The sequence below is a fragment of the Tenggerimyces flavus genome (assembly GCF_016907715.1).
In the GTDB taxonomy this organism is placed as follows: domain Bacteria; phylum Actinomycetota; class Actinomycetes; order Propionibacteriales; family Actinopolymorphaceae; genus Tenggerimyces; species Tenggerimyces flavus.
Genome location: NZ_JAFBCM010000001.1, coordinates 3,138,091 through 3,149,644 on the forward strand (window position 1 = coordinate 3,138,091; position 11,554 = coordinate 3,149,644).

Annotated in this window: 9 protein-coding genes and 1 other RNA gene; 8 read left to right on the forward strand and 2 right to left on the reverse strand. The window is 68.0% G+C overall.

The features are described 5' to 3' along the window. The 3 genes from JOD67_RS14710 to JOD67_RS14720 are packed head-to-tail and all read left to right on the forward strand — an operon-like array spanning position 1 to position 3,753. On the forward strand, positions 1 to 999 hold the full coding sequence (locus JOD67_RS14710; RefSeq protein ID WP_205118007.1) for an ABC transporter permease: 999 nt from the start codon (positions 1 to 3) through the stop codon (positions 997 to 999). After that, positions 996 to 1,922: an ABC transporter permease gene (locus JOD67_RS14715; RefSeq protein WP_205118008.1), complete on the forward strand. Its 927-nt coding sequence runs from the start codon at positions 996 to 998 to the stop codon at positions 1,920 to 1,922. The genes JOD67_RS14710 and JOD67_RS14715 overlap by 4 nt, the downstream gene beginning before the upstream one ends. Position 1,923: 1 nt before the next feature. After that, positions 1,924 to 3,753, forward strand: a complete 1,830-nt coding sequence (locus tag JOD67_RS14720; RefSeq protein ID WP_205118009.1) for an ABC transporter ATP-binding protein — start codon at positions 1,924 to 1,926, stop codon at positions 3,751 to 3,753. Here JOD67_RS14720 and JOD67_RS14725 read toward each other — a convergent pair. Beyond that, entirely contained in the window at positions 3,750 to 4,244 is a 495-nt protein-coding gene (locus tag JOD67_RS14725) for a methyltransferase family protein (protein ID WP_205118010.1), read from the reverse strand. The two genes, JOD67_RS14720 and JOD67_RS14725, sit on opposite strands and share 4 nt — an antisense overlap. Positions 4,245 to 4,439: 195 nt before the next feature. On the opposite strand from JOD67_RS14725, the gene JOD67_RS14730 reads away from it, so the two are divergent. The 5 genes from JOD67_RS14730 to JOD67_RS14750 all read left to right on the forward strand — a co-directional run bounded on the left by JOD67_RS14730 (position 4,440) and on the right by JOD67_RS14750 (position 10,556). Further along, a complete protein-coding gene (locus JOD67_RS14730; RefSeq protein WP_307782399.1) occupies positions 4,440 to 5,798 on the forward strand; it encodes a hypothetical protein in 1,359 nt (452 codons plus the stop codon). An 11-nt stretch (positions 5,799 to 5,809) separates the two neighbouring features. Continuing rightward, positions 5,810 to 6,643, forward strand: coding sequence for a hypothetical protein (locus tag JOD67_RS14735; RefSeq protein ID WP_205118011.1), 834 nt, complete (start codon positions 5,810 to 5,812; stop codon positions 6,641 to 6,643). Between the two features lie 121 nt (positions 6,644 to 6,764). After that, positions 6,765 to 7,139, forward strand: a transfer-messenger RNA (tmRNA) gene (gene ssrA / locus JOD67_RS14740). Between the two features lie 1,254 nt (positions 7,140 to 8,393). Beyond that, on the forward strand, positions 8,394 to 9,536 hold the full coding sequence (locus JOD67_RS14745; RefSeq protein WP_205118012.1) for an FAD-dependent oxidoreductase: 1,143 nt from the start codon (positions 8,394 to 8,396) through the stop codon (positions 9,534 to 9,536). Positions 9,537 to 9,641: 105 nt separating this feature from the next. Continuing rightward, positions 9,642 to 10,556, forward strand: a complete 915-nt coding sequence (locus tag JOD67_RS14750; protein WP_205118013.1) for an IS982 family transposase — start codon at positions 9,642 to 9,644, stop codon at positions 10,554 to 10,556. Between the two features lie 14 nt (positions 10,557 to 10,570). Here JOD67_RS14750 and JOD67_RS14755 read toward each other — a convergent pair whose 3' ends face one another. Then, the gene (locus JOD67_RS14755; RefSeq protein ID WP_205118014.1) at positions 10,571 to 11,497 is read right to left on the reverse strand and encodes a 5'-nucleotidase; all 927 of its coding nucleotides are present in this window, start codon (positions 11,495 to 11,497) and stop codon (positions 10,571 to 10,573) included. Positions 11,498 to 11,554 lie beyond the last annotated feature (57 nt).

Sequence of the window (11,554 nt, forward strand, 5' to 3'; positions counted from 1 at the left end):
ATGCGCTACTTCGTCAGTCGGGGAGCCTTCTTCCTGCTCACGCTGTGGGCCGCGGTGACGTTGAACTTCATCATCCCGCGGCTCCAGCCGGGCGACCCCGCACAGACGATGCTGAGTCGGCTGGCAGGCCAGAGCCCGGAGGCGATCGACCCGGCCCAGGTCCGGGCGGTGCAGCTCATGCTCGGTCTGCCAACCGGCAACATCTTCCAGCAGTACTTCGACTATCTCGGGTCGGTCTTCCAGGGCGACTTCGGCATCTCGTACACGTACTTCCCTTACACGGTGACGCACATGATCGCCGAAGCGCTGCCGTGGACGATCGTGCTGGTCGGGATCACGCACGTGGTGGGCTTTGTCATCGGGACGCTCCTCGGTGCCGCGGCAGCGTGGAAGCGGAACGGGAAGTTCGACTCGGTCGTGAGCCTCGGGTCGACGTTCCTCGGCACGCTGCCGTTCTTCTGGATCGCGCTGATTCTCATCTACGTGCTGGCGTTCTCGTTGGGCTGGTTCCCGGAGTCCGGCGGTTACAGCGGCGAGATCGAACCGTCGTTGTCGGCCGCGTTCCTCGCCGACGCGGCGTACCACGGCGCCCTTCCCGCGCTGTCGTTACTGATCACGGCGCCGATCGGGTGGATCCTCGGCATGCGCAACAACATGGTGCACACGCTCGGTGAGGACTACACGCGGCTCGCGCAGGCGAAGGGTCTGAAGACGCGTCGCGTCGCGCTCACCTACAGCGCACGCGTCGCGATCCTGCCGAACGTCACCGGCTTCGCGATGGGGCTCGGCGCGATCCTCGGCGGCACGGTGATGGTCGAGATGATCTTCGGCTATCCAGGCATGGGGAAGCTGATGTTCGACGCGATCTCCAACCGGGACTACCCGTTGATGCAGACGATCTTCTTGTTCACGACGATCGGAGTGCTGCTCGCGAACCTGTTCGCCGACATCCTCTACGGAATTCTCGATCCGCGGGTCCGACGGGAGGCGCAGGCATGAGTACGCCGATCGGCCAGGTCGCGAAGCCGGAGGAGTCCGAAGCGCTCGTCGAACGCGAGATCGCCGAGGCGCGGAAGTCGCGGATGCCCAAGTGGTTCGCGATTCTGTGGGCGAACAAGAAGAGTCGCGTCGGGTTGGTGATGCTCGCGGTCTTCGTGCTCGTGGGAGTCTTCGCTCCGTTGATCGCTCCGCACGACCCGAAGTCGACCGAGTTCGAGCAGTCGCTCGCGCCGGGTGGCGCGTTCCCGTTGGGAACGACGGCGTCGGGGCAGGACATCCTGTCCCAATTGGTGTACGGCGCACGTACGTCGATCATCGTCGGCCTCGTGGCGGGGCTGTTGGTGACGGTGATCGCGCTGCTCGTCGGGCTGACCGCAGGCTACCTGCAAGGCTGGGTTGACGACGTTCTCTCGTTCCTCATCAACCTCGCGCTGGTGGTTCCCGTTCTGCCGTTGATGATCACGATCGCGGCGTACTCGCCAGTGCGTGGGTTGTGGTTGATCGTCTTCACGATCAGCGTCACCGGGTGGGCGTGGGGTGCGCGGGTGAAGCGCGCGCAGATCCTCACGTTGCGGGCACGCGACTACATCACGGCGGCGCGGTTCGCGGGCGAGAGCACGTTGCGGATCGTGTTCCGCGAGATCATGCCGAACATGATGTCGTTGGTCGTCGCCGGCTTCCTCGGTGCGGCCGGCGGAGCGATCGCAGCCGAAGCGGGCTTGGAGTTTCTCGGTCTCGGCGACCCGACGACGGTGAGCTGGGGAACGATGTTGTTCTGGGCCAACAACTCCGGTGCGATGCTCACCGGGCAGTGGGTCTGGCTGGGTGTTCCAGGGTTGTGCATCGCGTTGTTGCTTACCTCGTTGACGTTGATCAACTTCGGCGTGGACGCTCTGAGCAACCCCCATCTGCGGGAGGGATGAGATGTCTCTGCTGGACGTGAAGTCGCTCAGCGTCGCGTACGGATCGGGGCGTCCGACTCGCGCCGTACGGGATGTCTCGTTCACCCTGCAGGACGGCGAGTTCGTCGGTCTGCTCGGTGAGTCGGGGAGTGGGAAGACCACGCTCGGGAACGCGCTGCTGCGGCTGCTGCCGCCGCCCGGTCGGGTGACGGGTGGGTCGGTGACGTTCGACGGGATGGACCTGCTGTCGCTGCGGGGCGAGGAGCTGCGGAAGCTGCGGTGGCGGGACATCTCGACGGTGTTCCAGAGCAGCATGAACTCGTTGAACCCGGTGATCTCGATCGAGGCCCAGTTCCGTGACGTGATCGAGGAACATACGTCGTTACGTGGGGCCGCGGTGCGGTCGCGGATCGGCGAGCTGCTCGAGATGGTGATGATCGAGCCGTCGTTCATGCGGTTCTATCCGCACGAGCTGTCGGGTGGGATGAAGCAGCGGGTGTCGATCGCGCTGGCGTTGGCGTTGAAGCCGCGGTTCGTGCTGCTGGACGAGCCGACGACCGGGCTCGACGTGATCGTGCAGCGGTCGATCCTGGACAACGTGCGCGCTCTGCAGCAGTCGCAGGGCTTCGCGGTGCTGCTGATCAGCCACGATCTCGGCACGGTGATGGAGATCTCGGACCGCGTGATGGTGATGTACGCGGGGAAGATCGTCGAGGACCAGAAGTCGCGGTCGATGCTGACCGAGCCGATACACCCGTACAGCCGCGGTCTGTTGGGGGCGTACGCCGACCCGCGGTCGGAGTCGGTGCGGATCGCGTACATCCCCGGGCGTCCGCCGGACCTCGGCGGTCCCTTGCAGGGCTGCATGTTTGCGGCGCGGTGCAAGGAAGCTGTCGACAAGTGCCTTACGGACGAGCCCGTGCTGTTGCCGATGGGTGGCGGCGAGGCGGCCTGCCATGTGGCGGAGGCGCAGTACGCGGCCCCGCCGGGTGAGGTCGTGCGGCCGGAGGTGGACGGCGAGGTGTTCACGAAGAGCTCGGGCGGCGCGCGGGTGCACGGCGACGAGGTGTTGGCGGTCTCGTCGGCGGTCAAGACGTACCGGACGCGACGCGGTCTGAAGGTGTCGCAAGTCGACGCGGTGAAGGACGTGTCGTTCGCCCTGCGGGCGGGGATGGTGACCGCGCTGGTCGGCCAGAGCGGCAGTGGCAAGACGACGTTGGCGCGGTTGGTGACGGGCGTCGAGCGGCCGACGTCGGGGTCGGTGACGTTCGGGTCGTTGCGGGTGGATCAGCTGTCCAAGCGGCAGTTGAAGGACTACCGGCAGCACATCCAGCTGGTGTTCCAGGACCCGTTCGCGGCGTTGAACCCGGCGCGAACGGTGGGCTACACGCTGAGCCGACCGTTGATCAACTACCGCGGGGCGACGCGTGCGACGGTGGGGCCGATGGTCGCGGCGCTGTTGGAGACGGTGGGGATGTCGCCGGCGTCGCAGTTCGTGGACAAGTTCCCGCACCAGCTGTCCGGTGGGCAGCAGCAGCGGGTCGTCGTCGCGCGGGCATTGGCGCCGGACCCGGAGATCATCGTGGCTGATGAGCCGATCTCGATGCTGGACGTGTCGATCCGGGCGGAGATCCTGGAGCTGTTGGATGGGTTGGTGCGGGAACGGTCCATCGCGATGCTCTACATCACGCACGATCTGCTGTCGGCGCGCGTGTTGGCAGACGAGGTGCTGGTGCTGCATCGCGGTCGACTGGTGGAGAGCGGGCCGACGTTGGACGTGATCCGGTCGGCGCGGGATCCGTACACGCGGGAGCTGCTGGACGCTATCCCGAATCCGTTCGCTCTGGGCTAGCTCGTCGGCGTCCAGGGGCGCCTTCGTGGGAGCCAGCCGCGGACGTTGGCACGGTATTCGTCGTACTCGGCGCCGTAGGTGCGTTGCAGGGTGGGTTCCTCGTACCAGCGGACGAACGTCGCCGTGGCGGCCCACGCCGCGGCGGCGTAGGCGACGAGGCCGGGGCTGGTGAAGAGGAGCGCCTGGCCGAGGATCACGACGAGCAGGCCGACGTACATGGGGTTGCGGACGTAGCGGTTGAAGCCGGTGACGACGAGCCTCTGCGTCGGCGCGAGCGGCATCGGCGTGCCGCCGGCCTGGGCGAACTGCGCGAACGCGCTGACGACCGGGACGAGGCCGGTGACGACGAGCGCCGCGCCGAGGACTTGGGCTGGCCACCACCCGCCGTCGAGGTCCCAACGGGTGATGAGCCAGGGAACCAGCCCGACGACCGTGCCGGGCGCCGCGACGAAGAACGCCGCACTCCCGAGCGCTGCTCGCTTGGTGTCCACGGCGCTAATTCAACACCTGTGGATATTGGATGGCAAGGTGTCGAGTCGTCCGGGTGTCAAGCACCGTTCGGTACGGCGAAGGAAGCTTCTCCAACGTTGCACTAGGTTGCATCGTTCTGCCTGACAAGGCCGTCGTACCGGGGAGGCATCGTGTCATCGGAGCAACAGCAGAACCCGCTCCCGAAGGAGCGGAGGGTGGATCGGCGCGCGATTCTGCGCGGGGCCGCGGTGGGGTTGGTCGCCGCGGCGGCGGTGCCGGTCGGGCAGCGGATGCTGAACGGGCCGGCCCAAGCCAGCCCGAGATCGGCGCCGGTCGTCGCGGCCGCGGCATGTGGAGGGCTGCCGCTCCTCGGCGGGACGGAGTTCCCGATCGGGCTGTTCTGGCCTCCGCATCCGTTCGAGACGACGGGTGAGCGGTACGCGGAGATTCGCGAAGCGGGGTTCACGTTCGTCATCGGCGGCAACTACCTGCTCGACGCGCACATCATGCTGCACGCGATGCGGATGGCGGACGCGGTGGGGCTGAAGTTCCTCGTCGGCGGTGATCAGGATGTCGCCAACTACGCGGGGCGGTTCACGATCAGCGACGACCGTTCGGTGCCGATGTCGATCACGTCGAACGACGCGCGCACGCTGGCGACGACAGTCCTGAACCGGTACCAGGGAGTCGACTCGTTCGTCGGCTGGAGCCTCGGCGACGAGCCACCGGCATCGCGTTTCCCCACGCTGGGCAGGGCATTCGCGATCTCGCGAGAGGTCGCGCCGAACCACCTGCTGTACTCGAACCTGGTCCCGGGCACGGGCGCCGGCTACCAGACGATGGTGCGCTCGTTCGTCGACACGTTGAAGCCGCCGCTGCTGTCGTTCGACCGGTACCCGCTGACGACGGCGCCGGGCAGCGAGCAGCCGGGCTACTTCGAGAACTGGTCGATCATCCGTTCCGAGGCGCTGCGCGCGGGGATCCCGTCGTGGGTCTACATCCAGAGCGTCCAGTACGCCGGACGCCGTTTCCCCAACCAGGCTGAGTTGTTGTGGCAAAGCAACCTCAGCATGGCGTACGGATGCAAGGGCATCCAGTACTTCACCTACTGGCAGCCGGACCCCGCCCGCGGCGAGGCGTTCGGGCCGGCGTTGATGACGGCCGCTGGAGAGCGGACGCCGTTGTACGACGGGGCGAAGGTGGTCAACACGACCTGGCTGAGGCAGGTGGGCGCGCAGGTGAAGCCGCTCACGTCCGAACGGGTCGTGCACGCGAACGAGTTGCCGCTGCCTCCTGGCGCGGTCGGCTTCTCGCCTGACACGTACATTACCGCGACGTCCGGCAGCCCGGTCGTCCTCGGGCAGCTCCGCGACACGACGGCGCGGCGGTGGATTCTCGTGGCCAACCGGCGGTTCAACGCCACGGCGACGTCTTCGCTGTCGGTGCACTCGTCGGTGACGGCGGTGTCGTTGTTCGATCCGGCTTCGGGTGGATACACGGCGGTGCCGGACCGGACGCGGATCGACGTCTCGTTGGCGCCGGGCGCGGCTGCGCTCTACCGGCTGGACAAGTGAGGGGGCTGGGGATGAGCAAGCGCGTCTTGACACAGCTGGTTTCCGCTGTGGTGGTGGCATCTTGCGTCCTGGGTGCGTCGGCGGTGTGGTCGGTGGTGCGTTCGTCTTCGGCGTCGGAGGACGTGCAACCGGCGGCCGAGATCTGCGTGCTGCGGTGGTTCCTGTCGAACAGCCGGACGTCTTCGGTGGCGACGATTCCGGCGTTCTCGTACGGCAACACACCGATGGTGCCGATCGCGGGCGACTGGGACGGAGTCGGTGGTGACACGCCGGGGGTGTACAACCCGGACACGCAGACGTTCCATCTGCGGAACGACTTCGCCGGCGGGGTCGGGCAGGTGAACATCACGTTCGGCTCATCGGGCGACAAGCCGATCGTCGGGGACTGGGACGGGAACGGTCGCGACGAGGTGGGCGTGTACTCGCCGCTGACCGGGACGTTCCTGCGCCGGCTCGCGGACGGGTCGACGTCGCCGCTGGCGTACGGGGCGAAGTTCGCGGTCCCGGTGGTCGGCGACTGGGACGGCAACGGCGTGTCCGACGTCGGCGTCTACCGGCCGGAGGGCACGGCGTTCGACCTGCGGCTGCCGGACGGCGCGACGCGGACGCTGGTGTACGGGAACGTCGGCGACAAGCCGCTGATCGGCGACTGGCGCGGCGACGGCCGCGACGAGCCCGGGCTGTACCGGCCGGGCAACCGCACGTTCTACTTCCGCGTGAGCGGCATCGACCCGCCGGAGACGACGGAGTCCGTGACGTTCGGCGACACCGGCGACAAGCCCCTGGTCGGCGACTGGGACGGCGCTGGCGGCAGCAGCCAGGGCGTGGTGAAGGTCCTGCCCTGACCTCGACCAGTTCCGGCGGCCGCCTGGCGGGGCGGTCGCCGGGAATGGACGTGCGGTGGCCGGGCGTTGAACGGTATTGTGGTGCTCGCCTCGACCTCGGTCGGGGTTTGACAACTCAAGAGGGGGTGAACGGTTTCGACATCGTGCGATCGCTTCAGGAGAAGCGGGCCGAGGATCCAGGGTTATCTCGTTAACGATCTCTGGAAACCAATAAGTGCCAATAACACGCGCACTAACTTCGCTCTCGCTGCCTAAAGCGAGCTAACGCGAAGGGTCAGCCCGGGGACGCCTTCGACCCGGTTCCTGGCCTCAGCTAGAGGGCTTACCTGCTCGGATCGGCCGCGGGGCCGAGTGGGGACATCTACGGCGGCTGGGCCTGTCGGCGAACTTGCCTGTGAGAGCGCCGGGGCCGAGTAGAACGACTTTGCAGGCTGCGCCCGGAGAAGACCTGGAACATCGACGATGGACGGGGGTTCAATTCCCCCCACCTCCACGCGGTGCGGAGCGACGCGTGCCGGCTAAAAGCGCCGGCCGCGTCTCCGCGTCATTTCCCCCGGGGGGACGACCCCCCGGACCCCCCACGGTGCCGGCTCGTGGCCGCCCCACGGGGTTGCTCTTGTCGACACCAGCGTTTGGGCCCCTTCGGGGCCCTTTTGCGGTGCGGAGCGACGCGTGCCGGCTAAAAGCGCCGGCCGCGTCTCCGCGTCATTTCCCCCGGGGGGACGACCCCCCGGACCCCCCACGGTGCCGGCTCGTGGCCGCCCCACGGGGTTGCTCTTGTCGACACCAGCGTTTGGGCCCCTTCGGGGCCCTTTTGCGGTGCGGAGCGACGCGTGCCGGCTAAAAGCGCCGGCCGCGTCTCCGCGTCATTTCCCCCGGGGGGACGACCCCCCGGACCCCCCACGGTGCCGGCTCGTGGCCGCCCCACGGGGTTGCTCTTGTCGACACCAGCGTTTGGGCCCCTTCGGGGCCCTTTTGCGGTGCGGAGCGACGCGTGCCGGCTAAAAGCGCCGGCCGCGTCTCCGCGTCATTTCCCCCGGGGGGACGACCCCCCGGACCCCCCACGGTGCCGGCTCGTGGCCGCCCCACGGGGTTGCTCTTGTCGACACCAGCGTTTGGGCCCCTTCGGGGCCCTTTTGCGGTGCGGAGCGACGCGTGCCGGCTAAAAGCGCCGGCCGCGTCTCCGCGTCATTTCCCCCGGGGGGACGACCCCCCGGACCCCCCACGGTGCCGGCTCGTGGCCGCCCCACGGGGTTGCTCTTGTCGACACCAGCGTTTGGGCCCCTTCGGGGCCCTTTTGCGGTGCGGAGCGACGCGTGCCGGCTAAAAGCGCCGGCCGCGTCTCCGCGTCATTTCCCCCGGGGGGACGACCCCCCGGACCCCCCACGGTGCCGGCTCGTGGCCGCCCCACGGGGTTGCTCTTGTCGACACCAGCGTTTGGGCCCCTTCGGGGCCCTTTTGCGGTGCGGAGCGACGCGTGCCGGCTAAAAGCGCCGGCCGCGTCTCCGCGTCATTTCCCCCGGGGGGACGACCCCCCGGACCCCCCACGGTGCCGGCTCGTGGCCGCCCCACGGGGTTGCTCTTGTCGACACCAGCATTTGGGCCCCTCGGGGCCTTTTTCGTTGCTGCCTGCGTTCAGGTCTGGCGGAGGCCAGTTTGGGCGTGGGGTGGTCGATTGGTCGAATGACAGCTACCTTCACCCTCATTGGGTTCGTTACGCTCTGTGCGCACTGTTGCGGACAGTAAGCAGATGGTGAGCGGTATGGGCAAGCGCGCGGACGTCGACGCGATCGTGGTCGGCGGTGGGCTGATGGGGGCGGCCACCGCATGGGCGCTCGCCGGACGCGGGCGGTCCGTCGTTCTGATGGAGGCCCACGAGTTCGGGCACAAGGGCGGCAGCTCGCACGGCAGCGCCAGGATCTTCCGGCGCGCCTATCCCGACCCGATGTACGTCAAGCTCACGGGCAAAGCCGGCGAGCTGTGGCGCGAGCTCGAGCACCAGACCGGCGAACAGCTGCTCACCCTCACAGGCGGCCTCGACCACGGCGCCTCCCGCGGGCCGAAGGCGCTCACCGACGTCCTCAAGGCCTCCCGCGTCCAAGCCGAGCTGCTCGACCAGACCGAGGCCCAGGCGCGATGGCCCGGCATGGTCTTCGACGGTCCCGTCATGTTCCACCCCGAAGCCGGGGTCATCGACGCCGAACGAGCCGTCCACGCGATGATCAAGCAGGCCAGAGCCGACGGCGCCCTCGTACGCGAGAACGCACCCGTCCACAAGATCGAGCTCGCCGACGACCTCGCCTGGGTGCACACCCGCGAGGAGTCCTGGACCGCCACCACCGTCGTCTCCGCGGCCGGCGCCTGGACCACCGACCTGCTCGCAGGCCTTGTCACGCTCCCGCCGCTCCGCGTCACCCAGGAGTCGGTCTTCCACTTCGGCCTCGCCGACCCGTCGGTCGAGTGGCCGACGTTCATCTACCGCGACGGCGTCGCCGGCAACGTCACGTTCTACGGCGTACCCGCCGGGCGCGACGGCGGCCGACCGGGCGTGATCAAGATCGGCGAGCACGAGAACGGCACCGTCACCACCGCCGACACCCGCACCGGAACGATCGACCCCGCCGCCCGCCAACGCGTCGTCGACTACGTGACCAAACGCCTGCCCGGCCTCGAGGCCGGCCCGTTCAACGAGGCCTCCTGCCTCTACACCTGGACGCAGTCCGAGGACTGGGTCCTCGACCGGTACGGCAACATCGTCGTCTGCTCACCCTGCTCCGGCCACGGCGCCAAGTTCGCCCCGCTGGTCGGCCAGCTCACCGCGGACCTGGCGACCGGCGAACGCCTCGAGACCCCTCTCGCCAAGCGCTTCTCGCTCAGAACCCATCTCCACTAGATGATCGATTCCAAGGGGTGTGGTTCGGCGTGGTGAGTGTTGGCTGAGGTGGAGGGTGTCCAGGATCGGCGTTGCTTACCCGACGCCGATCTCGTGGAGACCTTCGTGGACGCTGACCTGGACACCCTCGCGACAGCACTGTACGTGCGGACCGATGATTGGTTGAAGTCGGCGCCGGAACGAGCGCCATGGCGTCCTGCGGTGGGGATCGTTCCGAAGATCAGTGACGCTGAACTGGTCACCTTGGCGGTGATGCAGGCACTGCTCGGACACACCAGCGAGGCGCGCTGGTTGCGCTATGCCCGGAGCCACCTGCGGGCGTTGTTCCCGTATCTGCCCAAGCAGCCCGGTTACAACAAGCGGCTGCGGCGGTTGGGCTCGACGATCGGTTGGTTGGTCGGGGTGCTGGCCCGCGACACCACGATGTGGACCGACGATGTGTGGGTGGTCGACTCGACTCCGGTCGAGTGCGGTCGATCACGCGAGACCGCGCGTCGTTCCGATCTGGCCGGTTGGGCTGAGTACGGCTACTGCGCCAGCCACTCCCGCTTCTTTTGGGGACTGCGGCTGCATCTGCTGTGCACCCTGCACGGGCTACCGGTCGGGTTCGCCCTGACCGGAGCGAAGGCCGACGAACGTCAGATCCTGCTCGGCGTCCTCCACGCCGACCCCGACCTGACCACCGGGAGGGTCGGGCAGATCGTGATCGCGGACAAGAACTACTACGGCCGCGAGTTCGAGACCGCCCTGGCCGACGCCGGCCTCCACCTGCTCCGCCCGACCCGCAAAGGCGAAACCCCACGGGCAGGCGCCGAGTTCTTCCAACCGCTACGACAAGTCATCGAGTCGATCAACGACACCTTCAAAGGCCAACTCGACCTCGAACACCACGGCGGCCACACCCCCGCAGGCGTCTGGGTCCGCGTCCTCCAACGCGTCCTGGCCATGACTACCGCGATCTGGCACAACGATCACACCAGCCAACCGATCAAGCGATCACTCCTGGCCTACGACCACTAACCCCTTGGAATCGATCATCTAGACGGCTCGTTCGCGACGCCGTACGGGATGTGCACCCCCGCGACGAAGTCGGCGAAATGCGTCCTCTGGTCGTCGAAGAAGATGTGCGGCCGCAGCACCTCCAACACGCGCGCCTTCTCGATCCCGCCCAGGAAGAACGCGTCGTTGACCTGGACGCCCCAGTCCCGCAACGAGTGGATCGCACGATCGAGCGCGGGAGCGCTGCGTGCCGTGACGAGGGCGATCCGCAGCCGCGGAACGTAGGTGCCGGTCGAGAGCCGACGCTCCTCCTCGAGCGCTTGGATCGCGTTCAGCTTGGCGAGCAGCGGCTGCAACGGGCCCTTGGCCAGCGCCTCGAACCGGCGGCTCAGCTCGTGCTCGTGGTACGGCGCGAGGTCGCCGGCCGAACGGTAGACGCGTTCGGACTCGTCGCTGGCGAGCACCCCGTCGAAGTCGAACGCGACCCGCAGCTCACGGTCGGCTTCGTCGTAGACGGCTGCCGACGGCAGGACGTGGCCAGCCGGACAGCCGGCCGCGATGGCGGCGTCGACGTCCGCCCGGTTCCCGGAGAGGAACAGGGACATCTCGAACGCGGGGATGTACGCGTAGGGAGCCTTGCCCTGGGTGAACGCGGAGCGGGTGATGTCCAGGCCATGGGTCGCGATCGATCGCAACACCCGCAGGCCAGTGGTCGGGTCGTTCTTCGACAGCACGATCACCTCGACCAGGCCGTCGCCCGGGCGGAGGTCGTTCAGCGCGAGCAGCCGTTGCACGAACGGGAACGCCACGCCCGGCCGCAACGTGTCGTCGACCCGTTCGTCCTGGTAGACGCGGTACGCGACCTCGCCGTGCGAACGGAAGTACGCATCGGACTCCGCCAGGTCGAAGAGCGCACTCGACGCCACACCCACCACGAGCCGGGAGCTCAACTCATAAGCCACGCCCCTATCATCCGGTCAACCTGCGGAATCCGACGATCTTCGCCACCTGAGCCCCCT